Genomic DNA, 26,209 nt, shown 5'->3' with positions numbered 1-26,209 from the left:
GCGCAGGCGAAGAACGTGCCGGCTCTCGTCGGCATCATCATTGGCGCACTCGGCGTGATCACCGGGGTTATCTTGGCCATCGTGTTCTTCGGCCTGGTTGGCTCAGGGGTCGCTGCAGCCGAGGCGTGCATGAACGGCGCTGAGTCGGTGCAGATCTTCGGCGAGACCGTGTCCTGCTCGACGGTCCTCTCAGAGGCCTACTAAGGAGTAACTCCTCAGCATCGCTCGGCGAGCAGCGCCATGTGCCTGCTTGCCGAGCGACTGAGGATGAGGGTGGCCGAGTTCGGCCCCCGAAGGCGCAGGCGCGTGCGGAGCGCGGCGGGATCCACATCCACGCCGCGCTTCTTGATTTCCAGCCGGCCGATGCCGCGGGCCGCGAGCGCGCGCTTGAGATCCTTCTCTTTCGCCGGGAGCTCCTCGATGACGCGGAAGACCTGCGCGAACGGCGTGGTGACTGCGCGGTCTGCCGTGAGGTAGGCGATGCTCTCGTGCAGCATGCCGGCGTCGAGTTCCGCTCCCAGGAGGCCGATGAGGCGCGCGCGGATCACCGCATTGTCCGGTTCGATGAGGTATTCGCCAAGCTCGCGGACCTCGGCGTCAGGCGCGTCGGCTGCGGCGAGGAGCTCGTGGGTGGAGGGTTCGCCGCCGTGTACGCGGAGCACAGTTGCCGCACGCCGCACCCCCGCGCGGGCGGCGGCGCCAAACCAGAGCCCCATTTCGACGAGCTGGCCGTCAACAGACACCCACTGTGCCTCGGCATCGTCAGGGATCAGCTCGCGATCGATCCCTGGGCCGAGTTTGACGCCGCCCGAACGCGAACTGCGCGCAGCAGCGAACGCAAAGTCGAGCGAGGGGGAGTAGTCGTCCGACGAGATGAGCCGCTTCGTGTCCCGGTGGCCCGCCGTGCGGCGGGCGGGGTCAAGAAACACGCCGTCAGCGTCGGCACTGCCCACAGCGGTCGCGTCGCCGGTCACGACGTCGAAGCGTGGTGCTGACTGGTGTTTGTCGCGGAGGGCTGTGGCTTCGACGGACAGATTGTGGTGCGCAAATTGGGCAGTGATCGGGTCGAGCTCAACCGCGCGGACCTGGAGGCCGGCGCGGAGAAACGCCAACGACTCAGCGCCGAGCCCGCAGCCGAGATCCGCAACAGTGGTGCACCCGGCAAATCGCGCTGCGTGGAGCTCGGCCACCGGCACACGGGATGCCTGCTCGAGCCCGGCCTGGGTGAAGAGCATCTCACCTGCGAGGGGGCCAAACTTGGGGTGGGCTTTCTCGCGGAGGCCTGCCACCGTCAGGGCAGCTGAGAGCGTGTCCGGGTCGGCGCCGTCGCGTCGGAGCTGCTGGCTGATCTTGTCGAAGGCCGTCCCGGCCGCGCGGAGCGCTGAGGCTTGGTCGAGGAGCCCAGCACCCGCGGGGGTCGTCAGCGCGTCCCACCCCGGCAAGGACAGTACCGGCCCCGAGTGGTGGTCTCGGGGCCCGGTGTTGTCGCGAGTGCTCACTCGGTTGAGATTAGTAGGAGTAGTAACCGGAGCTCGAGGCCGCGCCGATAGCGACGGCAATGACCCCGATGTAGAGCACGACAAACAGAATGCCGAGGGCGATAGCGCAGTAGCCGTAGATAACGGCGGTGAGCGCGAGCCCGCGGCCAGCGTCACCGGTGCGCTTGATCTGGTTCAGGCCGAGGTGGCCGAAGATGATGCCAGCGATCGGGGAGAGGAACGCGAGAATGACTGCAACCAGCGCGTAAGTGTTGGTGTCCTTGAGTGTTGTCGCGACGGGCCGGCGTGCCGGCTCGACGTAGGGAGCAACATACGGTTCGCCCCCAAACTGCGGGGCTGCATACGCTGGAACTTCGTCGGGCAGCTGCGTTGTCGGCTGCGCTGCCTGCGGATCAAACTGCGGCTGGCGGGCGTCTTCGGGGGTGTTGGTGCTCATGGCGCTCCAAGTCAGTTGATGGTTGGCTCCTAGTGTAGCTTTCACGTGACCGTGTTCGCTGTCCGCGATCCGGGGCCGACGCGTTGGCACTCGCCTTGCATGAGTGCCAACCGGGGCCATAGAATCTCGTACAGAGGCACCCGCGAGGGTGCAAAACCAACAGCTTTGGAAAGAGGTCAACCGTGTCGGTCGCCATCAAGCCGCTCGAGGATCGCATCGTCATCCAGCAGGTCGAGGCGGAGCAGACCACTGCTTCGGGTCTCGTTATCCCTGACAGCGCGAAGGAAAAGCCCCAGGAGGGCAAGGTTGTTGCAGTGGGCCCCGGCCGCGTCTCTGACAGCGGCACCCGGATTCCCGTCGACGTAGCCGTCGGCGACATCGTCATCTACTCGAAGTCCCGCGGCACTGAGATCAAGGCCGCTGGCGAGGAGTACCTTGTGCTCTCGAGCCGCGACATTCTCGCAGTCATCGAGCGCTAAACAGCTGCAAAAACCGGGGTCGCACCGTACAGGTGCGGCCCCGGTTTTGTATTTCCCCCAGACTGGCTGCGGTCAGGGCGCTGCCGGTACAGGAAAGCTCCCGGCAGCGTAGACTGGGCCAGTGAAAGAAATGCGCGCTGGCCTGGGCTACGGAATCGGTGCGTACCTGATCTGGGGAGCGTTTCCGCTCTTCTTTACCCTGATCGCGGTAGTGAACCCCTTCGAAGTGGTGTCGTGGCGTGTCGTGACGACGCTGCTCGTCTGCGCCGTGATTGTCACCGTCACACGGCGATGGGATCGCGTCGTCGGGGTGCTGAAGCGACCAAAGACGTTCGGGCTCTTCGCGCTGTCGTCGATCCTGCTGTACGCGAACTGGCAGATCTTCGTGCTCGGCGTCATCACCGGCCACGTGCTTGAGACCTCGCTCGGATACTTCATCAACCCGCTCTTCACGATCCTCTTCGGCGTGATCTTCTGGCGTGAGAAGCTGTCACGGCTGCAGTGGATCGCGGTGAGCGTCGCCGGCGCTGGCGTGCTCTTCTCCGCGATCTCGTATGGCCGTGTCCCGTGGATCTCCCTCGGCCTCGCCGTTTCCTTCGGGCTGTACGGGGTCGTGCACCAGCGCATCAATGACGTTGACGGAGTCACGGGCCTCACCGTCGAGACGCTCGTGTCGGTGCCGATCGGGCTGGTGCAGCTTGCGATCGTCGCCTCGGTCGCGGGCCTGAGCGCCTTCACCTTCGGCGGCGGCATCACCACGCTTGTGCTCGTCAGCGGCCTGCTCACAGCGATCCCGCTCATCCTGTTCGGCGAGGCGGCCCGCAGGCTTCCGCTGACCTACGTGGGTTTCCTGCAGTTCCTCACGCCGATCCTCGGATTCCTGTTCGGCTACTTCGTCATGCACGAGGACCTGCCGCCCGCGCGCTGGATCGGATTCATCGCGGTCTGGATCGCCCTGATGTTCCTGATTGCGGACATGATTTTACGCTTGCGGCGAGCACCGAGCCCGGAACTCGCACATCAGCCTCGCACCGGCCCGATTCCCTTAGACTAGTAACTCTCTCCGACGTCGCCACAAGCATTAAAGAGGTTGTATGGAACAGCGTGACCCCTTCGCGTTCACTGGACTCACTTACGACGATGTGCTGCTGCTCCCTGCGCACACCGACGTGATCCCGAGCGAGGCGGATACCTCGACGCAGCTCACGAGGCGTGTGCGCCTCGCGATGCCGCTCATTTCCGCGGCTATGGATACGGTGACTGAAACTCGGATGGCAGTGGCCATGGCGCGCAATGGCGGCCTGGGTATCTTGCACCGCAACCTGTCGATTCAGGATCAGGCTGAGATGGTCGACCGCGTGAAGCGCTCGGAAGCCGGCATGATCACGAACCCGCTCACGACGACAGTCGATGCGACTGTCGCAGAGGTTGACGCGATCTGCGGCGAGTACCGGGTCTCCGGTCTCCCCGTCGTCGATAACGCCGGAGTGCTGCTCGGCATCATCACGAACCGGGACATGCGGTTCATCGACCTGAAGGATCGCGCGAACGTGCGTGTCTCCGAGGCGATGACGCGGATGCCGCTCATCACGGCCCGCACCGGCATTTCGCGTGACGAGGCAGCTGAGCTCTTCAAGCAGCACAAGATCGAGAAGCTGCCCCTGGTTGACGCCGACGGTCGCCTGACCGGTCTGATGACCGTGAAGGACTTCGACAAGGAAGAACAGTACCCCCTCGCCACGAAGGACGACGCAGGGCGTCTCCGCGTTGGCGCGGCAGTCGGGTTCTTCGGCGACGCGTGGCAGCGTGCCGGCCAGCTCGTTGACGCAGGCGTTGACGTCCTCGTGGTGGATACCGCGAACGGTGACAGCAAGGGCGTGCTCGACATCATTGCGAAGATCAAGGCTGACCCGGCATTCGCCTCAGTCGACGTGATCGGCGGAAACGTCGCGACCTACAGCGGCGCGAAGGCGCTCGTTGACGCAGGCGCTGACGCAGTCAAGGTGGGCGTTGGCCCCGGCTCGATCTGCACCACCCGCGTGATCGCAGGTGTCGGCGTGCCGCAGGTGACGGCGGTCTACGAGGCAGCGAAGGCCGCAACGCCGGCTGGCGTTCCCGTGATTGCCGACGGTGGCCTCCAGTTCTCGGGCGACATCGCGAAGGCGCTCGTCGCCGGTGCGTCGTCGGTCATGATGGGCTCGCTGCTTGCCGGAACCGACGAGAGCCCCGGCGATCTCGTGTTCGTAGGCGGCAAGCAGTACAAGACGTACCGTGGCATGGGCTCGCTCGGCGCGCTGCAGACCCGTGGCGAGCGCACTTCCTACTCGAAGGATCGCTATTTCCAGGCGGACGTGCCGAGCGACGAGAAGCTCATCCCCGAGGGCATCGAGGGCCAGGTCCCGTACCGTGGCCCCGTCGGCGCTGTCGCGCACCAGATGACCGGAGGCCTGCGCCAGTCGATGTTCTACGTCGGCGCGCGCTCAATCACCGAGCTGAAGGAGCGCGGCCAGTTCGTGCGCATCACTTCTGCCGGGCTGAAGGAAAGCCACCCGCACGACATCCAGATGGTTGTCGAGGCTCCGAACTACCGCAAGTAGCGCGGAGCCCCGGCCTCCGGGGACACGGCCAAGGGCCGCCAGCGGATCACTTCGATCGCGCGGCGGCCCTTCTGCCGTGTACGGGGCAGAGCTGCACCGCGTCGCCGGTGAGGGCGAGCAATTTCTCGGCCGCCGCGAGGAGTTCGGTGAGCGCCTCGGAATGCTGGAGCGAGTAGACGGAGGCACGACCCTCGGGGCGTGAGGACACGAGCCCCGCGTCTTTCAGCCGAGCGAGGTGCTTCGACACTGTGCTCTGGGAGAGCCCGAGATGCTCGGTGAGGTCGACGACGCGGTGCTCTCCGAGCTGCAGGTGCTGGAGGATTACCAGCCGCGATGGATCGCTAAAACTGTGGAACAGGCACGTTGCAGGGACGAGCGCCTCGAGCTCGGCTGCCCGCTCCACGTCTTCCGATCCTTTTGCGTTCATCGTCATCTCTCGATGATACTCCGTGCCGCGCACTCCACACTTGGGGGAGCAGCGCTCCCCACTGCGGTACGTGCAAGGCTCCCTGCCGGGGATCCTGCGCGATTCGCAGCGTTGAGCTCTGCTCCCTCGGTCAACGGGAAGCTCGGGTCAGTGGCTGTGCCCGGCGTGCTGACCTCCGCTCACCGAGGGTACGGTGGTGAGTCCGGCAAGATCGCGGTGCATGAGCCCCTCGTGGTCAAGGTGGGTCGGCTCCTCAAACTGGAACGTGCAGTGCTCGATGTTGAATCGCTCGCGCATGATCATGGTGAGTTCATCGAGCATGCGAGGGTGCTCGATAGCCGCTGCCGCCTGCTCGGTGGGGACGATGTGTGCGGACATGACGTTGACCCCACTCGTGAGCCCCCACACGTGCAGGCTGTGTACATCGTCGACACCATCGGTCTCGGTGATCGAGTCGCGTACCTCGTCGAGATCGATACCGGCGGGAACACCCTGCATGATGAGGTTGATGGCCTGCTTGAGCAGCATGAAGGCGCGCGGCAGAATAATGACGCCGATCGCAGCGGCGGCGAGGGCGTCGCCCTGGTTCCAGCCGAGCGTCACGTTGAGGATTCCGGAGACGATGATTGCTGCTGCGCCGATGCCGTCGCTCATGACCTCGAGGAAGGCTGCCTTCACGTTGAGGCTCTCCTTCGCGCCTCGGCTGAGAATGACCAGCGAGGTTGCCGCTCCGGCCAGACCCACCACGGCGAATGCAATGACGAGGCCGCCCTGCACGTCGCTCGGATTGAACCAGCGATCGACTGCCTCGAACAGGATGTACCCGCCGAGGGCGAAGAGGAGCAGACAGTTGAACAGCACCGCGACGATTTCAGCGCGCATCAGGCCGTAGCTTCGCTTGGAGCTCGCCGCCTTCGTCGCGAGGAGGGTTGCGATGAGCGCAACGAGGATCCCGCTCGCGTCGACCGCCATGTGCATGGCCTCAGCCGCTAGGGCCAGGCTGTTCGTGACCAGCGAGCCAATGATCTGCGCGGTGATGATCGTCGCGTAGATCGCGAGCACCACTCCTAGCCGGCGACGGTAGCTGCCGGCCGCGGTCTGAATCCCCGCCTCGTTCTGCTCGGTCGTGTCGCTCATTGTCATTACTTGTCTCCTTCTCTCGGCTGCTATCTGCGCAACTAAATCATCGCTCAGAGACGATGATAGCTGACCTTGACGATAATGTCGCTCGTTCCGACGAATTCGTGCTGCGTCACAGCAACCACTGCGCCGCCACCAGGTAGACTGTCTGGGTGAGCAACGAGATCGAGATTGGTCGCGGAAAGCGCGCCCGCCGTGTCTATACATTCGACGAGATCGGCATTGTGCCAACGCGGCGTACCCGCGACCCAGAACTTGTCTCAACGTCGTGGACGATTGACGCGTTCCAGTTCGACATCCCGGTCATCGGCGCGCCGATGGACTCGGTCATGTCGCCTGCGACCGCGATTCAGTTGGGGCAGCTGGGAGGGCTCGGCGTCCTGAACCTTGAAGGTCTCTGGACCAGGCACGAGAACCCCGAGCCGCTGCTCGCGGAAATCGCGCAGGTCGACGACGAGGTCGCCGCGGTGAAGCGCATGCGCCAGCTGTACTCCGAGCCGATTAAGCCCGAACTGATCCGGGATCGCTTGGCCGAGATCCGCGACGCTGGCGTCACCGTTGCTGGTGCACTGTCGCCGCATCGCACGGCAGAGTTCACCGATACCGTCGTGAAGGCGGGTGTTGACCTCTTCGTCATCCGCGGCAACACGGTCTCTGCCGAGCACGTCTCGGTCGAGGGGCGCGAGCCGCTGAACCTCAAGCAGTTCATTTACGAGCTCGACGTGCCCGTCATCGTTGGCGGAGCCGCGACCTACCAGTCAGCACTGCACCTCATGCGCACCGGTGCTGCCGGCGTGCTCGTCGGGTTTGGCGGGGGAGCCTCGTCGACGACCCGCGTCACCCTCGGGATCCGCGCGCCCATGGCGAGCGCTATCGCTGACGTTGCTGGCGCGCGCACGGACTACCTCGACGAATCGGGTGGCCGCTACGTACATGTCATCGCCGACGGCGGTCTCGGTACCTCCGGCGATCTCGTGAAAGCGATCGCGTGCGGCGCCGACGCGGTTATGCTCGGCGCGGCACTGGCACGGGCCACCGACGCGCCCGGGCGCGGCTGGCACTGGGGGCAGGAAGCGCACCACGTGGATCTGCCGCGCGGCCGCCGCGTCGCGGTCGAGCCGATCGCCCCGCTCGCGGAAATCATGAACGGTCCCGCGCACATCGCCGACGGCAGCGCAAACCTGCTGGGCGCCCTGCGCCGCGCAATGGCCACCAGTGGCTACTCGGACGTGAAGGAATTCCAGCGCGTCGACATTGTCCACGCAGAACGGTAGATAGCCATGGCGAGTCGGAAGCTTGAGTATCTCGGAGAGCCAACGCTCGGCCAGGTTATGCGGCGACCCCAGTGGATCGCTGCCCTGCTTCTCGCCATGGTCATCGCCGCGGTGTTCGCGTGGCTGGGCCAGTGGCAGATGGGCAACGCGATCCGCGACAACGTTGATGAGCTGACAAACACGGAGACGGTGCGGCCCATCGACGAGGTGACCGATCCGATCCCGGGTATTCCCGAGGTCGCAGCCGGCGCAGTCGTCGCTGTCGAGGGAAGTTTCGTGCCCGGAGACTTCTCGGTCATCAGTGAGCGCATGAACCAGGGCGCCGACACTGCCGCTGAGCGCAGCAAGGGCGCCTGGGTTGTTGGCCACCTCGTGCGTACCGATCAAGACGACGCGAGCCTCGCAGTCGCCGTGGGCTGGGCCCCGAGCGATGCCGAGGCCGCGAAGGCCGCCGAGCACCTGAGCACGCTGCCAGAGGGGAACCTCGTTATCGAGGGCCGCTACCTGCCTGCGGAAGCTCCTGAGATCCCTCGACCTGATGCCGACCCGCACACGACCCGGACGATGGTTCCTGCGTTCCTCGCGAACACTTGGATTTCGGTCCCGGACGGCCCGATCTACGGTGGCTACCTCGTGATGCACGACACCGCCGATGCTCCGGCGCTTGCCGACGCACGCCTCGTTCCTATTGACTCGGTCGCGCCGAGTGCACCGGAGAAGGGGAGCTGGCTTAACGTCTTCTACGGCATCGAGTGGGCTGTGTTCGCCGCTGTCGCGTTGTTCCTCTGGTACCGGCTCGCGCGCGATGCCTGGGAGAAGGAGCACGAGATCAAGCTGCTCACTGCCGAGGCCGAGGCCGAGGCTGAGGCTGAAGCTCTCGCCGCAGGACAGACGAGCGGCAGGCCCGACGCAGAGGCCGCTGAAACTGAGACCACCGCTAAACCATAGAATGGAAGTCATGCAACTCCAGCCCAAGCCCGAGGACTACCCCCGTATCCGACGGGCAGTGAAGGTCTACAAGGTGACCAGCGTGATCACCGGCGTCATGCTTCTGCTGCTCTGCGCGGTGATGGTGATGCGCTACGCCTTCAAGGTGGAGTTGTTCCTATTCACGCCGAACGGTATCGCTGAGTTCCTGCCGACGATCCCGAAGGGCCAGGAAGCCGAGCTCGTCCGCGAGGGCTTCGACCTGTTCAAGGCGATCCTCATCGCACACGGCTGGTTCTACGTCGTGTACCTCATCGCGAACTTCATGCTGTGGAGCCCGATGCGCTGGAACTTTGGCCGCTTCCTGCTGCTCGCTCTCGGCGGCGTGATCCCGTTCTTCTCATTCTTCCTCGAGGTGCGCATCGCCCGCGAGGTTAACCAGTTCCTCGACGAGAAGGAAGCGGCGATCGCCGCGACCGCCGTCGCGGCAGATCCAGATCGCCAGGAAGGCACAGCATGACAGAAGTAGCGCACGAGGGGCACCGTCCCGTCCTCGTCGTCGATTTTGGCGCGCAGTACGCGCAGCTCATCGCACGGCGGGTTCGCGAAGCCGGAGTGTACTCCGAGCTCGTACCCCACACGATCACAGCTGCGGAGATCCAAGCGAAGAATCCGCTGGGCATTGTGCTCTCGGGTGGCCCCTCATCGGTGTACGCGGACGAGGCGCCCGCGTTCGAAGACGCAATCTTCGAGCTCGGTATCCCGATGCTCGGTATTTGCTACGGCTTCCAGGTGATGGCCCGCGCCCTCGGCGGCGTTGTAGGCAATACCGGCGAGCGCGAGTACGGCTCGACCGAGGCCACGGTCGTTGACGGCGGCGGCGCGATCCTCGGCGGCCAGCCTGACACCCAGCAGGTGTGGATGAGCCACGGCGACGCCGTGCAGCAGGCACCCGCGGGCTTCGAAGTTCTGGCGCGCACCGCCGACACCCCCGTCGCAGCCTTCGGCTCAGTCGAGCGCAAGATGTACGGCGTGCAGTGGCACCCCGAGGTGAAGCACTCGGAGTACGGCCAGGACACGCTGAAGAACTTCCTGCACACCGTCGCAGGGATTCCCGCAGACTGGAACGCAGGCAACGTGATCGCCGAGCAGATCGCCTCGATCCGCGCACAGGTGGGCACCGCCCGTGTGATCTCGGCGCTGTCGGGCGGCGTTGACTCCGCGGTCTCGACCGCGCTCGTGCACGAAGCCATCGGCGACCAGCTCACGGCGGTCTTCGTGGATCACGGACTCCTCCGCAAGGGCGAGCGCGAGCAGGTCGAGCGCGACTACGTCGCATCGACCGGCGTGCGCCTCATCACCGTCGACGCAGCAGACATCTTCCTGGGCCACCTTGCTGGCGTCACCGATCCCGAAGAGAAGCGCAAGATCATCGGCCGCGAGTTCATTCGCGCGTTCGAGAAGGTGCAGCTCGACCTCGTCGCGGAGGCGAAGGCCGAGGGCGAGCCCATCAAGTTCCTCGTGCAGGGCACGCTGTACCCCGACGTTGTCGAGTCGGGCGGCGGATCCGGCACCGCGAACATCAAGAGCCACCACAACGTTGGCGGCCTCCCCGAGGATCTCGACTTTGAGCTCATCGAGCCGCTGCGCGCCCTGTTCAAGGACGAGGTACGCGCGATTGGGCGCGAGCTGGGTCTTCCCGAGGAGATCGTCGGACGTCAGCCGTTCCCCGGCCCCGGCCTCGGAATCCGAATCGTAGGCGAAGTCACCCGCGATCGTCTCGAGATCCCCCGCGAGGCTGACGCGATCGCTCGCGCCGAGCTCACCGCGGCGGGCCTGGACAACTCGATCTGGCAGTGCCCGGTCGTGCTGCTCGCCGACGTCCGCTCAGTGGGCGTGCAGGGAGACGGCCGCACGTACGGTCATCCGATCGTGCTGCGCCCCGTCTCTTCGGAAGACGCGATGACCGCAGACTGGACGCGCGTGCCGTACGACGTGCTCGCACGCATCTCGAACAAGATCACCAACCAGGTGCCCGACGTGAACCGCGTCGTGCTCGACGTCACGTCGAAGCCGCCCGGGACGATCGAGTGGGAGTAAGCATGCGCGCCGCTTAGCGGCGCTGGTGCTACGTGAAAGGGGAGGTGTTCCGAGCTGAGTGCTCGGAACACCTCCCCTTTTGCTGTGTGCCGTCCCTGCGCCTGCGGTCCCTGCGCGGGGTGTCCCCACGGTGTTTCGTGACCTCACGGTGCCAGGCGCCACGCCTCCCAGGTCTCTGGCTTGCGCGCCTGTCCCGCCGGCTCGTGCTTGACCCGTCAGTTCGTGCTTGACCCGCCAGCTCGTGCTTGACCCGCCAGGTCATGAATGTCCCGTCAGGTCATGTCTCATGTGCGGCCGAAAGCCCCTGACCTCGCTGAGGCGATATCGACTCAGCGCAAACAAGGAGAGGAGGGCCTGGGATCTGCGCGTGCAGGCATGTGGCACCGGGCACGGGCTGCGTGCCCACTTCGCCGCGCCGCCGAACGCGGGTGCTGACAGACAAGCCTCGGGCTGTCAGACTGGAAACGTGGATATTCAACAAGGTCGCGTAGCGGTCTACCTCGACTTCGATAACATCGTGCTTTCCTGGTATGACAGGGTGCACGGTCGCAACTCGTTCTCGCGAGACCGACAGCGGATCGCCGAGGGGGAGCGTGATCCCGAAATCACCGCCCGCCTGCAGGCAGCCGTGGTCGACGTCGGAGCGATTATTGACTACGCCTCGTCCTTCGGTACGCTCGTGCTCACCCGCGCGTACGCCGACTGGTCGGCGCCGATGAACGCCGAGTACCGCCCTCAGCTGGTGGCGCGTGCCGTGGACCTCGTGCAGCTCTTCCCCGCAGCCGCGTATGCGAAGAACGGCGCGGATATTCGACTCGCAGTCGACACGGTCGAGGACATGTTCCGGCTGGAAGACTTGACACACGTCGTGATCGTCGCAGGCGACTCCGACTATGTACCGCTCGCGCAGCGATGCAAACGTCTCGGCCGCTACGTGGTCGGCATCGGTGTCGCTGGGTCAACCGCAAAGTCGCTTGCCGCTGCCTGCGACGAGTTCGCGACCTACGACTCGCTGCCTGGCGTTGCACCACTGCCGCCTCGCGAAGAGGAATCCAAACCGAAGCGCGGTCGCGGTGGATCCCGCCGAGGCTCCAGCTCCAAGCCGGACGAAGCGAAGCCGAGTGCGGATGCCCCCGTGGAGTCGGCGACCGACGCCAAAACCGGCAGGGCGAGCGGCAGCGGGTCTCGAGACGCCGAGAACACAGATCTCGACCCGCTCGAGCTTGTCAGCGCCGCGCTCGACTCTGCTGCAGACCAACATGACGATGACCTCCACGACGAGGACTCGCTTGAGTCCGAAAGCCCCGAGGAAGCCGAGATCGCGGTGACCGGGTTGCTCATCCGTGCACTCTGGCTCAGCCAGGACACCGACGACTCTGGCTGGCTGTACAGCTCTGCCGTGAAGCAGCAGATGCGGCGCATGGATCCGTCGTTTAACGAGAAAGCGCTCGGGTTCCGATCATTCTCGGACTTCCTGAAGTCACGTTCGGATGTCGTCGAGCTTGAGGAGAGCGGACACGAGCGCCTCGTGCGGCTTGCCGATCAGTCTGGCTAGCCAGCGCACACGAAAGAGGCCCGGGGCAAAAATTCGCCCCGGGCCTCTTCTCATTCGCACCTAGTCGCGGAAGATCGCGATGATGCGGAGGATCTCGAGGTACAGCCACACGAGGGTGACGGTGAGACCAAACGCTGCGGTCCACCCCCACTTCTCGGGCACGCGGTTCTGCACGCCGTTCTGCACGAGCTCGAAGTCCATCACCAGCGAGTATGCGGCGAGGAGCACTGCGAGGCCACCGATGATGAGGCCGAGCGTGCCGCCGCGCATGCCCCACGGGTCAGAGTTCAGACCGGTGAGCATCATCACCATGTTGATGAGCGAGAAGACCAGGTAGCCTGCCATCGCAATGAGTACGATCTTCGTCATGCGGGGGCTGGTGCGGACCTTGCCGCTGCGGAACAACAGCAGGGTCACGCCGAACACGGCGAGCGTGCCGATGACTGCCTGCGACACGATGCCGGACCACTGGCTCTCAAAGATGCCGGAGATACCGCCAAGGAAGATGCCCTGTGCCGCCGCGTAGGCGACGATGAGCGGGACGCTCGGCTCCTTCTTAAACGAGTTCACCAGGCCGAGCGCGAGGCCGGCGATAGCGCCGACAAATGCGAGACCGGGCATGAACCAGCCGACGGCGCCGAAAGCGAGCACGACGAGGAAGAGCATGACTGTCTTCGAAATCGTGTTCTCGTATGTCATCGGGCGGTCGGACGGGGTGATGACGGGCGGTTGACCCGCATCGATTCCGGTCTCGAGTGGTGCGTCAACGCCGGGGCGAGTCGTCGTCGCAGCGGGCTGATCATAGATACGGTGCAGTTCCTCCGCAGTGAGGGTCTTGCCGTTCAATGCGGGGTTGTTGCTGAGGGCAGGATTGCTCATGCGCAAGGGCCTTTCAAAGCGTAATCGGGCAATGGTTCCAGTGTATAGATCGCGCGAGATTACTGGCTGAGACTGCGCAGGGTGTTCGCTCACGGCGGCGTGTGACAAGGCCCTAGGCTGATACACATGTCTGATATTGCGGTCCACCCTCTGGTCATTGGGCACCGAGGCGCCCCGGGGTATCGCCCGGAGCACACCGAGTCGGCGTACCGATTGGCGTTTGACCTCGGCGCAGACGCGGTCGAACCCGACATCGTCGTGACGCGCGATGGCGTGCTCGTGGTCCGACATGAGAACGAGATCTCCGGGACAACCGATATCGCGGCGCGCACAGAGTTTGCTGGCCGCCGCACCACGAAGGTGATCGACGGCAAGCGCCTCACCGGCTGGTTCACCGAGGACTTCACCTGGGCGGAGCTTTCGACACTGCGCTGCGTGGAACGCCTGAAGCGAGTCAGGGCTGACAATCGCGCGTACGACGGGCAGGAGCCCATGCTTCGCCTCCAGGATGTACTTCGCATCGTCGACGAAGAGAGCGCTCGGAACACGCGTGACCTCAGCGTTGTGCTTGAGGTGAAGCACGCCGACTATTTCAGGTCGATCGGCGTAGATATCGCTGCGCTGATCCAGGATGAGCTCGGTCAGGCAGGTTGGGCGGACCGCCCGGGCAGACTCATTATCGAGTGCTTTGAGCTGGATGTGCTCACGCGACTGCGCCAGGCAGGCGTGCGCGCGAGCTACGTGTTCCTGGCTGAGCGCTTAGGTGCGCCGGCTGACGAGATTGCGCGCGCCGAGGCGGGAGGGGCGCCCGCGAAGAGCTTTGAGTGGTACCGAAGTGACGAAGGGCTCGACTACCTCCGCACGCAGGTTGACGGTTTCAGCGTCGATAAGGGCAGCCTGCTGCGCACCAATGCGCTCGGCCTCGCGGTCGGCCACACGGATCTCGCGAAGCGGGCACACGAGCGTGGGCTTCGGGTGTTTACCTGGACGCTCAGGCCTGAGAATCGCTATCTCAATCTCCGTTTCCATTCATCCTTGAGTGGCACTGACTGGGGCGATTGGCAGTCCGAGTTTGCGATCGTGCTCGCGTCTGGCGTCGACGGCATCTTTGTCGATCACCCAGATCTCGGTGTTGCCGCGCGCGAGGCGGCACAGGGGAGCGGCACAGAGTAGCGGCACGGGATAGCGGCACCGAGGCCTCCTCAGGCCGGTGCACTCGGTGCGTTAGCGGCGATTGTCTCCGTGCGCCGCGTCGACTGACGTGGTGCACTCGCCGATGAGGTTCACTGGCATGAGTTCGGTGATCTCCTGCGTGGTGAATCCGCGGTCGAGGAGATAGCCCAGCTTCGCGATGGCAGCCTCGACGGTGAGGTCGGCGCCCGATGTAACGCCGGCCGCGGCGAGCTGGCGGCCGACCGCGTAGCGATCCGTGTCGACGCTGCCGAGGGCGCACTGGGTGATGGCAACGACGGGCAGCTGCTGACTGATTGTGAGCAGCGCATCGCGCATTCCTGGCTTGGCCATGGGGGCGTTGCCGGAGCCGTAGCACTCGAGCACGAGCGCGTCGGGGCCGGTGGAGGCGAGCGCGAGGAGGTCGCGAGCGGCGAAGGCTGGAGTGAAGCGGATCGTCAGCACCCTGGCGTGGCTGGGGCGCACGAGCGCATCGCTGTGTGGCGCAGCCGGGAGCCCGGCCGGGGCGGATCCCAGTGGGCGCTCCGCCCGAAACGCGGTGACGGACTCGGCGTCCGACTTCGTCGAGCGCACAGCGGGGAGGATCTTGCCCCCGAATGCGACGGCCACCGGCGCGGCAGGGTTCGCCTGCGTGACGGCGCGGATCGCGAGCTGTAGGTTGTCGAAGGCGTCAGTGTCGGGGGCGCCGTGTGCGAACTGGCTCCCGGTGACGACAACGGGGACGCCGAGGCCCGTGAGTTCGAATGCGAGCCGCGAAGCAGTGTAGGCGAGGGTATCGGTGCCGTGGGTGACGACGACGCCGCTCGCGCGCATCGCTCCAACCCTGGCGCGGAGGGCTCGGGCGATCTTCGGCGCGGTCTCCTCGTCGGCGTTTGCGCTGTCGATCGCTGGCTGCAGCTGGTTCACCCGCGCGCGGAATCCGAAGCGGGAGGCGATCCGGTCCGCGCGATCCTCAAGGATCTCAAGAAACGCGGGATCGGGCTCGAGGCCGCCCCCGACATCGTGCATCCCGATGGTGCCGCCCGTCGCAAACACGAGGATCGTCGGGAGGTCAGGGATGGAAGTCTGCATGCGACCATTCTTCCGTACTCTGCGGATCCCGTGGGCCCAGGTCCACGGGCCGTGTGTCAGGGGTGCGGCCTAGACTGGGAAGTACGATGAGCGACTTCGAACTTCTTGACCCAGGGGCCCCCTTTGGCGGAGCCCAGCCGGCCGACGGCTCCGATCCGCTGCTTGACGGATTGAACCCCGAGCAGCGGCGCGCGGTTGTCACGCGCGGGCCGGCGTTGCTGATTGTAGCCGGAGCCGGGTCAGGGAAGACCCGTGTGCTCACGCATCGGATCGCGCACCTCATCCGCGAGAAAGAGGCGTGGCCGAGCCAGATCCTTGCGATTACCTTCACGAACAAAGCCGCCGCCGAGATGCGCGAGCGGCTCGGGGCGCTGCTGGGTGCTGGAGTCGAGGGTATGTGGGTATCGACCTTCCACTCGGCGTGCGTACGGATTCTGCGGCGCGAGGCGGAGCGGTTTGGGTACGTCTCAGGCTTCACCATCTACGACTCGGCCGACTCGCGTGCGCTGCTGAAGCGCATCATCAAGGAGCTCGACGCCGACACGTACGGCTTCACGCCGGCGAACTCGAGCGCAAAAATCTCGAAGCTGAAGAACGAGCTCACCGACGCCAAGGATTACGCGTCGACTGCGAACGTGAGTGACCCCAGAGAGCGCATCTTCGCCGAAATTTTCACGATGTATGAGCAGGAGTTGAAGCGTGCGAACGCGTTCGATTTTGATGACCTCATCGGGCAGACGGTGCAGCTGTTCCGGTCGCACCCCGACGTCGCAGCGATCTATCAGCGACGTTTCCGCCACATTCTCGTCGACGAGTACCAGGACACGAACCACGCGCAGTACTCGCTGATCCGCGAGCTTACGAAGAACGTCGAGCCCGAGGAAGTGTCGCGCCTGGTGCCGCCCGTGCGCGACCGGGAGCTTGACGGGCTCGGGCGGATCCCAGGCGCGAGCCTCACTGTCGTTGGTGACTCAGATCAGTCGATCTACGCGTTCCGTGGCGCAGATATCCGTAACATCGTCGAGTTCGACCGCGACTTCGGCGGTGCCGAGGTCGTCAAGCTCGAACAGAACTACCGATCGACGCAGAACATCCTGAGCGCGGCGAACGCGGTCATCGGCAACAACTTCGACAGGCAAGACAAAAAACTCTGGACGAGTGAGGGTGACGGCGAAAAGATCGTCGGCTTCACTGGCTACTCGCAGCACGACGAGGCCCGTTTCGTTGCGGAGGAGATTGAGGATCTGCACCGGGACGGCATGGCCTACGGCGACATCGCGGTCTTCTACCGCACGAACTCGCAGACGCGTGCGCTTGAGGAATTGCTGATTCGCTCCGCGATCCCGTACCGCGTGCTCGGCGGCACGAAGTTCTATGATCGCGCCGAAATCAAAGACGCGATGGCGTACCTGACGACGATCGCGAACCCCTTCGACCCGATCGCATGGTCACGCATGCTCGGCACGCCGAAGCGCGGGGTCGGCCCCATGGCTGAGGCGCATCTCGCGAACTTCCAGGAATCAGAGGGCGTGACGTTTCACGAGGCCATGCAGCGCGCGCAAGAGATTCCCGCGCTCGGCCCAAAGATCCGCACCACCGTCGTCGAGCTCGCTGACATGCTCAGTCGCGCGACCCAGATGGCCCTCGGCGGCGGAGCGACCGACGTGCAACCGCCCGCAGACGAGCCGAACGCCACCGATGATGGCGTCGACAGCGGGGCAGCCGACGCAGCCGAGTCGCAGAAGAAGCCGGCACCTGTCGCCGACGTGCTCAAGCTCGTGCTCGACTCGACCGAGATGATCGAAAAGCTGCGCGCGAAGCGCGATCCGCAAGATGATGCGCGCGCAGAGAACCTCGAAGAACTCCTCGCGGTCGCCCGCGAGTTCGACGCGCAGCAGCCCGGCGCTGGCCTGCTCGCGTTCCTGACTGAGGTGAGTCTCGTGGCCGCAGCCGACGATCTCGACGACCAGAGCGGCACGGTCTCGCTCATGACGCTGCACACCGCGAAGGGCCTCGAGTATCCCGCTGTGTTCATCACAGGCGTTGAGGAGGGCCTCATCCCGCACCAGATGTCGATCGACGAACTCGGCGGCATCAACGAGGAGCGCCGGCTCATGTACGTCGGCATCACGCGTGCGCGCGAAAAGCTGTTCATCACGCTCGCGTCGACCCGCGCGACCTTCGGGGATATCGCGGTCGCGATGCCGTCGAGGTTCCTGCAGGAGATCCCCGAAGCTCTGATCGAGTGGCGGCAGTCTCCCGGTGAGGTGACCGGCCGCGGCGGCACAGCGTCCCGCGCGCTCAATGCGGGCCGTGCTCCCGGCGCGGGCGGATCCGCCCAAGCGTCGTGGTCGCGCAATCGGGATTCGCAGGTGACCTTCGGCACGGGTGGTGGCAGCTCCGCCGCCGTGTCCGAGCCGGCGAGTGGGAACATGCAGTCAGCGCTCGACAAGTGGCGCGAGCGCAAGCGCCTCGCCAAGGAAGCTCAGGCAGCCGGCGGGGGATTCCCCAACACCATCGTCGGCAGCATTCGCGACAACGGCGACCTCGAGCTCGCGCTCGGCGACAGGATCCGCCACGACGAATATGGTGAGGGGCGCGTGAACGCGGTCACCGGCGCGGGCTCAAAGCGCGTCGCGCACGTTACGTTCGACACCGTGGGGGAGCGGAAGCTGCTCGTGAAGCTCGCGCCGATCGAGAAGCTCAGCGAGTAACTGCAGCCACACCTGTTGGACTTCGAAGGCGGCTGGTAGCCCAGTCGGATTCTTGTGACATAGCGGTGTTAGACTGACAAACGGTCGACATTTCTCTCGACATCGAGACATTTTTGCCTCGGGTAACCCAACATCCCAAGCAGAAGGACAGTACGTGGATCTGTACGAGTACCAGGCACGCGATCTTTTCGAACGATACGGGGTGCCGGTTCTCCCCGGCATCGTCGCTGACACACCCGAGGAGGTGCGTGCAGCAGCTGAGAAGCTTGGCGGCGTCGTTGTCGTTAAGGCTCAGGTAAAGGTCGGAGGTCGCGGCAAGGCTGGCGGCGTGAAGGTCGCCAAGAACCCCGAAGAGGCGTTCGAAGCAGCGAAGTCGATTCTCGGCCTCGACATCAAGGGCCATGTTGTGAATCGCGTCATGGTGGCCGCGGGCGCAGACATCAAGGAGGAGTACTACTTCTCCGTGCTGCTCGACCGTGCGAACCGTTCCTGCCTCTCGCTCTGCAGCGTTGAGGGCGGCATGGACATCGAAGAGCTTGCAGTCGAGAAGCCCGAGGCTCTCGCGCGCATCGAGATCGATCCGATCTCTGGCATCGACGCGGCAAAGGCTGAGGAAATCGCTCGTGCAGCTCGTTTCCCCGAAGAGCTCTTTGGCAAGGTCGTTCCGGTCTTCCAGAAGCTCTATGAGGTCTACGTTGGCGAGGACGCAACCCTCGTCGAGGTGAACCCGCTCGTGCTCACCGGTGAGGGCGACATCGTCGCACTTGACGGCAAGGTCTCGCTCGACGAGAACGCCGACTTCCGCCAGCCGGGCCACGCGGAGCTCGAGGACAAGGCCGCCGAGGATCCGCTTGAGGCGAAGGCCAAGGAGCAGGACCTCAACTACGTGAAGCTCGACGGCGAGGTGGGTGTCATCGGTAACGGTGCAGGCCTCGTGATGTCGACGCTCGACGTCGTTGCGTACGCCGGCGAGAACCACGGCAACGTGAAGCCCGCGAACTTCCTGGACATTGGTGGCGGCGCATCGGCTGAGGTCATGGCCGCTGGCCTCGACGTCATCCTCGGTGACCCGCAGGTCAAGTCCGTGTTCGTGAACGTCTTCGGCGGCATCACCGCGTGTGACGCAGTCGCAAACGGCATCGTTGGCGCCCTCGAGAAGCTCGGCGACGCGGCGAACAAGCCGCTCGTTGTTCGCCTCGATGGCAACAACGTCGAGGAGGGTCGTCGCATCCTCAACGAGGCGAACCACCCGCTCGTCACCCAGGCCGCCACGATGGACGAGGGCGCCGACAAGGCCGCCGAGCTCGCCAACGCACGCTAACCGCCCCTGGAACTCAAAGGAAATATAGAACTATGTCGATCTTCCTGAACAAGGATTCCAAGGTCATCGTCCAGGGCATCACCGGTGGCGAGGGCAGGAAGCACACCGCTCGGATGCTCGCAGCTGGCACCCAGGTCGTCGGTGGCGTGAACGCTCGCAAGGCTGGCACCACGGTGTCGCACGTCGACGCTAACGGCGCGACCGTCGAGCTCCCCGTCTTCGCGTCCGTCGCTGAGGCAATGGCAGAGACCGGAGCTGACGTTTCGGTTGCCTTCGTACCGCCCGCATTCACCAAGGATGCAGCGATCGAAGCTATCGATGCGAGCATCGGGCTCCTGGTCATCATCACCGAGGGCGTTCCCGTCAAGGATTCGGCCGAGCTGTGGGCACACGCCAAGGCCACCGGCGGCAACACCCGGATCATCGGGCCGAACTGCCCCGGCATCATCACCCCTGGTGAGGCGCTTGCTGGCATTACCCCGGCAACGATCACCGGCAAGGGCCCGATCGGGCTCGTGTCGAAGTCGGGCACCCTCACCTACCAGATGATGTACGAACTCCGTGATCTCGGCTTCTCGAGCGCAATCGGCATCGGTGGCGACCCCATCATCGGGACCACCCACATCGACGCACTCGAAGCATTCGAGAACGATCCCGAGACCAAGGCAATCGTCATGATTGGTGAGATCGGTGGCGACGCTGAGGAGCGTGCGGCTGAGTACATCAAGGCAAACGTGACGAAGCCGGTTGTCGGATACGTTGCCGGCTTCACGGCGCCCGAGGGCAAGACCATGGGCCACGCTGGCGCCATCGTCTCTGGCTCGGCGGGAACCGCGCAGGCCAAGAAGGAAGCGCTTGAGGCCGCTGGCGTCAAGGTTGGCAAGACGCCGACCGAGACCGCTGAGCTGCTGCGCGCGGCGTTCGCAGCACTGTAACCGCTGAGCTCTGTGCAGAGCTGAAGGGGCCGGACACCTAGGTGTCCGGCCCCTTTGCGTGTGTAAACAGTGGCTGAGCGTTCACGAATCTTGAATGTCGGTAGTCCATGAGTTAATACACACATGACTTCCACTGGACATTTCACTCAAGCACAACTGGCCACTATCGACGACGTGCTCACAGGCGTTGAGCACCGTGAAAAACAGCGAAGACGTATGGACGCAGAGCAGCTTACCGGCCTCGCGGAGGCGATGGATGCCGTCGTCGGCGAGCATATCCCGATCAACGCTGCCCGTGAGCTCGGGTATCGTTCCCTCAGGCTGGAGCTCGCCATGGTCCTTGGCCAGAGCGAGCACTGTGCGGAGGTGCTTCTTGAAGCTGCCTACTCCGCGAAGACCCACTTCGCATCTACCCTGGAAGCCCTCCGCGACGGCGAAGTAACGCTCGCGCACCTCAAGGTCATTACGGGGGAGGGAGCGCCACTCACGGCAGGCCAGACTGCGGAAGACCGAGAGCGATTGGCTGCCTTCGAAGCGCAAGTGCTTGAGGTCGCGCGCGAGGAGACGCCGAGCCGTCTCCGGCCGATCGCTCGTCGCCTCGCGGCCGCACACGACGGGGCCACCATGGTTGAGCGGCATGAGCGCGCAGTGAAGTGTCGCTCGATTCGCGTGATCGACGCGGATGACGGCATGGCAGACCTCACTGCGTACCTGCCCGCTGAGGAGGCGTACGCGATTTACCACCGCCTCCCGAAGATGGCGAAGGACACGGCTGCAATTGCTGCGACTGCTGCCACTGCTGCGCTCGAGCCTGACACCGCAGGGAGCTCGGCGGGCGATCCGCTCGAACTAGCTGAAGTCGCCGGGAGTGAGCGGGGCCGCGACCAGCGCTCTCGAGACGAGATTCGAGCCGATGTGTTTCGGGACCTCTTGCTTGAGCGCCCGGGCAAGCTGCGTGAGGTTGCAAGTCGAATTCAGGCTCAGGTTCAGGTCGTGGTCCCCGGGGACATGGTCGGCATGCACGGCGGTGACGGAACGGAGGATTCAGTTGGCGGTGCAGCCGAGCTCATCGGGTACGGGCCTATCGATGCAGCTACCGCCCAACGCCTCGCTGGCGATGCCGATGCGTGGGAATGCGTCACAGTGAGTATTGGTGGAGAAGTTCTCACAGTCAACCGATATCGGCCAACTGTCGAGCAACGCCGGGTGCTATCGGGCCGTGACCTGCATTGCCGGGCTATGGGGTGCAGGGTGGCCGCGTACCGCTGCGATATCGACCACACAGTGGACGCGGCACACGGAGGACCGACCTCAACAGCGAATCTTGCCCATCTCTGCCGCGGCCACCATATGCTGAAGCACCACACCGACTGGAACGTCGAGCAGCAGGAAGACGGTGTTATGAAATGGACAAGCCCAACGGGACGCGTCTACTTCGATAAGCCCGCCAGCCGGGTGCGGTTTCGGCGAGTCCCCGTGCCAGGCGGCGCGAGCGGCGGGAGCGACCGGAGTGGCCGGAGCGGCCGGAGCGAACGACGGGCGACTCAGGCCAACGCCTAGCCCCCCGGCTCGATCCTCAACTGACATCGGCCTCAACTGACGTCGGCCTCAAGTCACATCGGCCTCAACTGACATCAGCCCACCCGAGAGCGGGACGGCTCGATCAGGCTTGCCTTCGAGCGCACTCAAAGATTTAGAGTCGCTGCATGAGCAACGACACGGCAAGGACCTGGATTATTACTGGCGCTTCATCCGGCCTTGGGTTGGCCTTGGCTCAATCGGCCCTCGAAGCGGGTGAGCGGGTGGTGGGTACAGCCCGGCGAAGCCAGCGCTTCGCGCCGCTGAAAGAGCAGTTTGGCGACAATCTGCTGGTCGTTGAGCATGACGTGAGCGACACTGGCAGCGCTGCCGAAGTTGTCGAACAGGCAGTGACCGTGTACGGCCGGGTCGACGTGCTGGTGAACAATGCCGGCGCCGGTCAGGTCGGGGGTGCTGAAGAGATTACCGATGCCCAACTGCGTTCCATGCTTGATCAGCACTTGTTTGGTCCTGCTGCGCTAGTGCGCGCCGTCCTCCCTGTCATGCGCGGGCAGGCGGCGGGTGCGATCGTGCAGATGAGTAGCCAGGGTGGGCGCATGTCCTTTCCCGGGGTGGGAAGCTATTCTGCCGGGAAATTCGCGCTCGAAGGCTGGTCTGAGGCCCTCGCAGGGGAGGTTGCCCCATTTGGAATCCGGGTGCTCATCGTCGAACCGAGTCGGTTCCGCACAGAGTTCAATAGCGCGGGCGTGCTCCAGTGGGCAGAGGAGCGGCCCGGATACGACAACGTCCTCAACGCGGTTCGGGCGGACATGGTGGCTGCGGAAGGCTTCCAGTAGGGGGATCCGGCGCGAGCGGCACAAATCATCCGCGAGCAGCTGGGCTCCCCGGACATGCCCCTGCGGTTACCGCTCGGGTCGGAAGCTGTGCGCAACCTCAGCCGCGCGTACAAGAGTGGCCTGGACCGCGTCCAGCGTTTGGCGAGCGTCGCCGAATCCGCTGACTTTGTAGGAGTACCTGCAAGTACGCGCGCGTTCCCTGTTGCGGAGTAAGCACACGGAAGCACTCGGAAGCGCACGGAAACGCACGGAAGCACACGTAAACGCAGTGAAGCACGCGGCGAGAAAGAGGGAATGATGACGTCGACGGTGGTGGAAGCGCCTGCGGAGTCTGAGCCGCTTGCGGGCACACGCGAACCGGATGAACCCGCACCACCAGGGCCCGGGTCCGAGACAGAGTCGCAGCCCCAGCCCAGGCCTGAGCCCGAGCCCGGGCTGGCGGAGAGGAACCCCGTCGGTATTGCCGAGGCTGCCGCCATCGTCGGGCTCACTGCGCACACGCTGCGCTACTACGAACAACAGGGCCTCGTGCTGCCGGCGCGGAACTCCGCCGGATACCGCGAGTACTCCCCGGATGCGCTGCGCCGGCTGAACTTTCTCTCCCGAATGCGGGTGTCGGGGATGCCGATGCGTGAGCTGCGTCGCTACATCACGTTGGTCGAACAGGGCGATGCGACGATCCCGGATCGGCGCGCGATGATGCACGCGCAGCGAGATCGCATCCGCCTGCAGTTGCGTGAGCTCGGACTCTCGCTCGAAACGACGGAGTTCAAGATCCACGCCTACGACGGCCACCCAGAGCCATAGGCCGCCGTGGCGGAGCGCTGCGGAGAGCGCGGCGTGCAGCGCACTGCGTGTGAGGCCGCGCTCGCCGTGTGCGTTGTTGTGAGAAGGCTGCAGGCGCCCAAACGCGTGGCGCTGCTAGAAGGCCGCAGGCACCTCAAACTCTTCGAGCACTGCGCGCACCTCGTCGCTGTGAAACGCCTTTGCGAGTGCCTTCACTTCGGGGGAGTCCTGGTTGTCGTTCCGGCTGACGAGGGAGACCGCGAACTGCGGATCCTGCTCGACGGCGATTGCGTCGTCGCCGGGAACGAGCCCGAGCTGGCGGGCAAAAGTGCCGTGGAGGAAGACCCCGTCGGCCTCGGGATACGCCGCGTTGAGCTGCATGAGGTCCACCTCGGTGAACTCGAGGTTCTTCGGGTTCGCAGTGATGTCCTTGACCGTGACCTCCCACTTGTCGACCGTCGGGTCGAGGGTGATGAGGCCGGCCTCTGCGTACATCTGCAGGGCGCGTGACTGGTTTGAGAGGTCCTGCGGGACAACAATGTGCCCCTTCTCGGGGATGTCTGCCATGCTGTCGTGCTTGCTCGAGTAGGTGCCAACGACGGTGAGGTAGACGGGCTCGATGGCCACGAGCGAGGCATTGTTGCCCGCATTGAAATCCTCCATGAACGGGGGATGCTGCACAAAGTTCGCGTCGAGCTCGCCCGCGGCGAGCATGGTGTTGGGCTGCACGTAGTCTGCGACCTCGACGAGCTCGATCTCGTACGGTGCCTCGATTGCCTCGGCGGCCGCGCGTACGACGTCTGGCATCGGGGTTGTCGTTGCGGCGACTTTGAGCACCTGGGTCGCCCCAGAGTCCGGGGTATCGCCTGCGGGTTCCGCTGGCGTCGAAGAGCAGCCTACGAGCAGGAGGATCGCGGCGGTGCCGGCGAGCAGGGCGAGGGGTGAACGCTTCATGGGACACATGCTTTCTGTAGTGGGTGTGGCTGAGCTGGGTGTAGCTGAGCTGGGTGTGGCTGGGCTTGGTGCGGCTGAACTGGGGTGGCTTGCGGCGCTATCGTTTGTCGAGCGCTCGGGAGATTCGGTTGCCGACTGCCTGCAGCAGCACGACGCAGGCGACGATGAGGAGGATGGTGAGGTACATGAGGGTGAAGTCGTACTGCTGATAGCCGTAGCGCATCGCGAAGTCGCCGACCCCGCCTCCGCCGACGACTCCGAGCACCGTCGAGTAGGACACGAAGCTGATCGTGGCTGACGTGAGCGCGTAGACCAGCCCGGACCTGCCGTCGACGAGTAGGAACCGGAAGACCGTTTGCGGCACGGTCGCGCCCATCGAAGCGGCGGCCTGGAGCAGCCCGCTCGGGAGTTCGAGCAGGATCTGCTCGGTAAGGCGCGCGTAGATCGCGACCGCTACGAAGGCGAGCGGGAATGTGGCAGCGACGGTGCCGAAGCTCGTGCCGAACACCAGTCGAGTGAGGGGGATCATGAACACCACGAACAGCAGGAATGGAAAGGACCGCACGATCGTGACGTAGAGATCGGCAACGAGCCATACCTTGCGGTTCGCCATGACTCCGCCAGCGCGGGTGAGCGTGATCACGATGCCGAGGGGGAGGCCGATGACGACGGCGCAGAAGATTGACGCGAGCACCATGTAGCCGGTCTCGCCCATTGCCTTCGCGATCTCGGGGCCGTGCCCAACGAACACGCGCTCAAGCTCTGACAGGATCCCGGTCACTGGCTGAGCTCCGCACGGACGTGCTCGAGATCGCTCAGGCCTGTGCTGCCAGGGTCCGTCGTAACCTCGACGGTGTCCCGCAGCACGCCGGCCTCAAACACGGCGGCGGTGTCGCAGGTCGCCTTCACCGCGTCGAGTTCGTGGGTGACGAGCACGATCGTCGTCCCGAATTCTTGGCGGGTCGCGCGGAGGAGAGCGAGGATCTCGCCAGTCGTGTGGGTGTCGAGCGCCGAAGTGGGTTCGTCGCACAGCAGCAGCGATGGATCGGTCGCGAGCGCCCGCGCGATGGCCACGCGCTGTTTCTCGCCGCCGGATAGCTCGGCGGGATAGTGGTCGTCGCGTCGCCCGAGGCCGACGAAGTCGAGCATCTCGGTGACCCGCTGGGGTGTGTGTCTGCGCTGTAGCTTGAGTGGGAGTGCGATGTTTTGGCGAGCCGTGAGGTTGCCCACGAGATTGAAGGATTGAAAGACGACCCCGATGCGGTGCCGCGCGGCGTTGAGCTCACGTTTCGAGAGTGTCGCGAGATCAGTGCCGTCGACGAGTACGCGACCCGCAGTCGGGTGGTCGAGCCCGTTCATCATGCGGAGCAGCGTGGACTTGCCCGCGCCGCTCTCGCCGAGTACGCCAAAGATTGCGCCGGTCGGCACGCTGAACGAGACGTCATCCAGTGCGACGGTGGTCCGGGTCCCTTCGTGGAAGGTGCGGCTCACCTGCTGGAACTCGATCGCGGGAGTCATCGGGGAATCATTCTGAGCAAGCCTGACTTTC

Annotated in this window: 25 protein-coding genes; 16 read left to right on the top strand and 9 right to left on the bottom strand. The window is 64.8% G+C overall.

Annotated features, from left to right (window positions below):
• Positions 1–204: hypothetical protein (locus tag AUL38_RS03780; RefSeq protein WP_059059354.1), on the top strand; the 204-nt coding region annotated here is incomplete at its 5' end.
• Between the two features lie 11 nt (positions 205–215).
• Here the strand turns inward: AUL38_RS03780 and AUL38_RS03775 are convergent.
• Positions 216–1,448: a class I SAM-dependent methyltransferase gene (locus tag AUL38_RS03775; RefSeq protein WP_161937402.1), complete on the bottom strand. Its 1,233-nt coding sequence runs from the start codon at positions 1,446–1,448 to the stop codon at positions 216–218.
• A 61-nt stretch (positions 1,449–1,509) separates the two neighbouring features.
• Positions 1,510–1,935, bottom strand: coding sequence for a DUF4190 domain-containing protein (locus AUL38_RS03770; protein WP_059059352.1), 426 nt, complete (start codon positions 1,933–1,935; stop codon positions 1,510–1,512).
• 182 nt (positions 1,936–2,117) lie between these two features.
• Here AUL38_RS03770 and groES point away from each other — a divergent pair, with 182 nt between their 5' ends.
• The 3 genes from groES (at position 2,118) to guaB (ending at position 5,011) form a co-directional block, all read left to right on the top strand.
• The gene (gene groES / locus AUL38_RS03765) at positions 2,118–2,414 is read left to right on the top strand and encodes a co-chaperone GroES (RefSeq protein WP_059059351.1); all 297 of its coding nucleotides are present in this window, start codon (positions 2,118–2,120) and stop codon (positions 2,412–2,414) included.
• A gap of 130 nt (positions 2,415–2,544) precedes the next feature.
• The gene (gene rarD, locus AUL38_RS03760; RefSeq protein ID WP_235590594.1) at positions 2,545–3,468 is read left to right on the top strand and encodes an EamA family transporter RarD; all 924 of its coding nucleotides are present in this window, start codon (positions 2,545–2,547) and stop codon (positions 3,466–3,468) included.
• 40 nt (positions 3,469–3,508) lie between these two features.
• Entirely contained in the window at positions 3,509–5,011 is a 1,503-nt protein-coding gene (gene guaB / locus AUL38_RS03755) for an IMP dehydrogenase (protein ID WP_059059349.1), read from the top strand.
• A gap of 46 nt (positions 5,012–5,057) precedes the next feature.
• Here the strand turns inward: guaB and AUL38_RS03750 are convergent, their stop codons facing one another.
• Both AUL38_RS03750 and AUL38_RS03745 read right to left on the bottom strand, forming a co-directional pair.
• On the bottom strand, positions 5,058–5,444 hold the full coding sequence (locus AUL38_RS03750; RefSeq protein WP_059059348.1) for a metalloregulator ArsR/SmtB family transcription factor: 387 nt from the start codon (positions 5,442–5,444) through the stop codon (positions 5,058–5,060).
• Between the two features lie 141 nt (positions 5,445–5,585).
• A complete protein-coding gene (locus AUL38_RS03745) occupies positions 5,586–6,581 on the bottom strand; it encodes a cation diffusion facilitator family transporter (RefSeq protein ID WP_059059347.1) in 996 nt (331 codons plus the stop codon).
• A gap of 149 nt (positions 6,582–6,730) precedes the next feature.
• On the opposite strand from AUL38_RS03745, the gene AUL38_RS03740 reads away from it, so the two are divergent.
• The 5 genes from AUL38_RS03740 (at position 6,731) to AUL38_RS03720 (ending at position 12,434) form a co-directional block, all read left to right on the top strand.
• On the top strand, positions 6,731–7,852 hold the full coding sequence (locus AUL38_RS03740) for a GuaB3 family IMP dehydrogenase-related protein (RefSeq protein WP_059059346.1): 1,122 nt from the start codon (positions 6,731–6,733) through the stop codon (positions 7,850–7,852).
• 6 nt (positions 7,853–7,858) lie between these two features.
• Positions 7,859–8,800, top strand: coding sequence for an SURF1 family cytochrome oxidase biogenesis protein (locus tag AUL38_RS03735; protein ID WP_235590593.1), 942 nt, complete (start codon positions 7,859–7,861; stop codon positions 8,798–8,800).
• 10 nt (positions 8,801–8,810) lie between these two features.
• Positions 8,811–9,299 carry a DUF3817 domain-containing protein gene (locus tag AUL38_RS03730; protein ID WP_059059368.1) on the top strand — a complete coding sequence of 163 codons (489 nt, stop codon included), beginning with the start codon at positions 8,811–8,813 and terminating at the stop codon, positions 9,297–9,299.
• A complete protein-coding gene (gene guaA, locus AUL38_RS03725) occupies positions 9,296–10,879 on the top strand; it encodes a glutamine-hydrolyzing GMP synthase (RefSeq protein WP_059059345.1) in 1,584 nt (527 codons plus the stop codon). Before AUL38_RS03730 ends, guaA begins: the two co-directional genes overlap by 4 nt.
• A 466-nt stretch (positions 10,880–11,345) precedes the next feature.
• Positions 11,346–12,434 carry an NYN domain-containing protein gene (locus AUL38_RS03720; RefSeq protein WP_059059344.1) on the top strand — a complete coding sequence of 363 codons (1,089 nt, stop codon included), beginning with the start codon at positions 11,346–11,348 and terminating at the stop codon, positions 12,432–12,434.
• A gap of 60 nt (positions 12,435–12,494) precedes the next feature.
• Here AUL38_RS03720 and AUL38_RS03715 read toward each other — a convergent pair whose 3' ends face one another.
• Positions 12,495–13,313, bottom strand: coding sequence for a Bax inhibitor-1/YccA family protein (locus tag AUL38_RS03715; RefSeq protein ID WP_059059343.1), 819 nt, complete (start codon positions 13,311–13,313; stop codon positions 12,495–12,497).
• A gap of 126 nt (positions 13,314–13,439) precedes the next feature.
• Here AUL38_RS03715 and AUL38_RS03710 point away from each other — a divergent pair, with 126 nt between their 5' ends.
• Positions 13,440–14,486 carry a glycerophosphodiester phosphodiesterase family protein gene (locus AUL38_RS03710; RefSeq protein ID WP_059059342.1) on the top strand — a complete coding sequence of 349 codons (1,047 nt, stop codon included), beginning with the start codon at positions 13,440–13,442 and terminating at the stop codon, positions 14,484–14,486.
• A gap of 51 nt (positions 14,487–14,537) precedes the next feature.
• Here the strand turns inward: AUL38_RS03710 and AUL38_RS03705 are convergent, their stop codons facing one another.
• Positions 14,538–15,575, bottom strand: a complete 1,038-nt coding sequence (locus AUL38_RS03705; RefSeq protein ID WP_235590592.1) for an asparaginase domain-containing protein — start codon at positions 15,573–15,575, stop codon at positions 14,538–14,540.
• An 86-nt stretch (positions 15,576–15,661) separates the two neighbouring features.
• On the opposite strand from AUL38_RS03705, the gene AUL38_RS03700 reads away from it, so the two are divergent.
• The 6 genes from AUL38_RS03700 to AUL38_RS03675 all read left to right on the top strand — a co-directional run bounded on the left by AUL38_RS03700 (position 15,662) and on the right by AUL38_RS03675 (position 23,727).
• Positions 15,662–18,289: an ATP-dependent helicase gene (locus tag AUL38_RS03700; RefSeq protein ID WP_059059341.1), complete on the top strand. Its 2,628-nt coding sequence runs from the start codon at positions 15,662–15,664 to the stop codon at positions 18,287–18,289.
• A gap of 154 nt (positions 18,290–18,443) precedes the next feature.
• A complete protein-coding gene (gene sucC, locus AUL38_RS03695) occupies positions 18,444–19,610 on the top strand; it encodes an ADP-forming succinate--CoA ligase subunit beta (protein ID WP_059059340.1) in 1,167 nt (388 codons plus the stop codon).
• Between the two features lie 32 nt (positions 19,611–19,642).
• On the top strand, positions 19,643–20,545 hold the full coding sequence (gene sucD / locus AUL38_RS03690) for a succinate--CoA ligase subunit alpha (RefSeq protein WP_059059339.1): 903 nt from the start codon (positions 19,643–19,645) through the stop codon (positions 20,543–20,545).
• A gap of 123 nt (positions 20,546–20,668) precedes the next feature.
• Positions 20,669–22,105 carry an HNH endonuclease signature motif containing protein gene (locus AUL38_RS03685; RefSeq protein WP_083506556.1) on the top strand — a complete coding sequence of 479 codons (1,437 nt, stop codon included), beginning with the start codon at positions 20,669–20,671 and terminating at the stop codon, positions 22,103–22,105.
• A 146-nt stretch (positions 22,106–22,251) separates the two neighbouring features.
• Positions 22,252–22,920, top strand: coding sequence for an SDR family oxidoreductase (locus AUL38_RS03680; protein WP_201023671.1), 669 nt, complete (start codon positions 22,252–22,254; stop codon positions 22,918–22,920).
• A gap of 294 nt (positions 22,921–23,214) precedes the next feature.
• A complete protein-coding gene (locus AUL38_RS03675) occupies positions 23,215–23,727 on the top strand; it encodes a MerR family transcriptional regulator (RefSeq protein ID WP_235590591.1) in 513 nt (170 codons plus the stop codon).
• Positions 23,728–23,841: 114 nt separating this feature from the next.
• Here the strand turns inward: AUL38_RS03675 and AUL38_RS03670 are convergent, their stop codons facing one another.
• The 3 genes from AUL38_RS03670 to AUL38_RS03660 all read right to left on the bottom strand — a co-directional run bounded on the left by AUL38_RS03670 (position 23,842) and on the right by AUL38_RS03660 (position 26,178).
• A complete protein-coding gene (locus AUL38_RS03670) occupies positions 23,842–24,660 on the bottom strand; it encodes a MetQ/NlpA family ABC transporter substrate-binding protein (RefSeq protein ID WP_059059337.1) in 819 nt (272 codons plus the stop codon).
• A gap of 97 nt (positions 24,661–24,757) precedes the next feature.
• Entirely contained in the window at positions 24,758–25,441 is a 684-nt protein-coding gene (locus AUL38_RS03665) for a methionine ABC transporter permease (RefSeq protein ID WP_235590590.1), read from the bottom strand.
• A complete protein-coding gene (locus AUL38_RS03660) occupies positions 25,438–26,178 on the bottom strand; it encodes a methionine ABC transporter ATP-binding protein (RefSeq protein ID WP_059059336.1) in 741 nt (246 codons plus the stop codon). The genes AUL38_RS03665 and AUL38_RS03660 overlap by 4 nt, the downstream gene beginning before the upstream one ends.
• Positions 26,179–26,209 lie beyond the last annotated feature (31 nt).

The sequence above is a fragment of the Leucobacter sp. G161 genome, assembly GCF_001482305.1.
In the GTDB taxonomy this organism is placed as follows: domain Bacteria; phylum Actinomycetota; class Actinomycetes; order Actinomycetales; family Microbacteriaceae; genus Leucobacter.
Note: the sequence above shows the minus strand (reverse complement) of the source record. Positions and strands in the feature narration are given on the sequence as shown.

What these genes read in the sequence shown, in the direction of transcription:
- AUL38_RS03710 (WP_059059342.1), top strand. Translation starts at nt 13,440, where the DNA reads ATGTCTGATATTGCGGTCCACCCTCTGGTCATTGGGCACCGAGGCGCC.
- AUL38_RS03730 (WP_059059368.1), top strand. Translation starts at nt 8,811, where the DNA reads ATGCAACTCCAGCCCAAGCCCGAGGACTACCCCCGTATCCGACGGGCA.
- AUL38_RS03735 (WP_235590593.1), top strand. Translation starts at nt 7,859, where the DNA reads ATGGCGAGTCGGAAGCTTGAGTATCTCGGAGAGCCAACGCTCGGCCAG.
- AUL38_RS03745 (WP_059059347.1), bottom strand. Translation starts at nt 6,581, where the DNA reads ATGACAATGAGCGACACGACCGAGCAGAACGAGGCGGGGATTCAGACC.
- AUL38_RS03670 (WP_059059337.1), bottom strand. Translation starts at nt 24,660, where the DNA reads ATGAAGCGTTCACCCCTCGCCCTGCTCGCCGGCACCGCCGCGATCCTC.
- guaB (WP_059059349.1), top strand. Translation starts at nt 3,509, where the DNA reads ATGGAACAGCGTGACCCCTTCGCGTTCACTGGACTCACTTACGACGAT.
- rarD (WP_235590594.1), top strand. Translation starts at nt 2,545, where the DNA reads ATGCGCGCTGGCCTGGGCTACGGAATCGGTGCGTACCTGATCTGGGGA.
- AUL38_RS03685 (WP_083506556.1), top strand. Translation starts at nt 20,669, where the DNA reads ATGACTTCCACTGGACATTTCACTCAAGCACAACTGGCCACTATCGAC.
- guaA (WP_059059345.1), top strand. Translation starts at nt 9,296, where the DNA reads ATGACAGAAGTAGCGCACGAGGGGCACCGTCCCGTCCTCGTCGTCGAT.
- AUL38_RS03680 (WP_201023671.1), top strand. Translation starts at nt 22,252, where the DNA reads ATGAGCAACGACACGGCAAGGACCTGGATTATTACTGGCGCTTCATCC.
- AUL38_RS03770 (WP_059059352.1), bottom strand. Translation starts at nt 1,935, where the DNA reads ATGAGCACCAACACCCCCGAAGACGCCCGCCAGCCGCAGTTTGATCCG.
- AUL38_RS03675 (WP_235590591.1), top strand. Translation starts at nt 23,215, where the DNA reads ATGATGACGTCGACGGTGGTGGAAGCGCCTGCGGAGTCTGAGCCGCTT.
- AUL38_RS03660 (WP_059059336.1), bottom strand. Translation starts at nt 26,178, where the DNA reads ATGACTCCCGCGATCGAGTTCCAGCAGGTGAGCCGCACCTTCCACGAA.
- AUL38_RS03715 (WP_059059343.1), bottom strand. Translation starts at nt 13,313, where the DNA reads ATGAGCAATCCTGCCCTCAGCAACAACCCCGCATTGAACGGCAAGACC.
- sucD (WP_059059339.1), top strand. Translation starts at nt 19,643, where the DNA reads ATGTCGATCTTCCTGAACAAGGATTCCAAGGTCATCGTCCAGGGCATC.
- AUL38_RS03700 (WP_059059341.1), top strand. Translation starts at nt 15,662, where the DNA reads ATGAGCGACTTCGAACTTCTTGACCCAGGGGCCCCCTTTGGCGGAGCC.
- AUL38_RS03705 (WP_235590592.1), bottom strand. Translation starts at nt 15,575, where the DNA reads ATGCAGACTTCCATCCCTGACCTCCCGACGATCCTCGTGTTTGCGACG.
- AUL38_RS03750 (WP_059059348.1), bottom strand. Translation starts at nt 5,444, where the DNA reads ATGACGATGAACGCAAAAGGATCGGAAGACGTGGAGCGGGCAGCCGAG.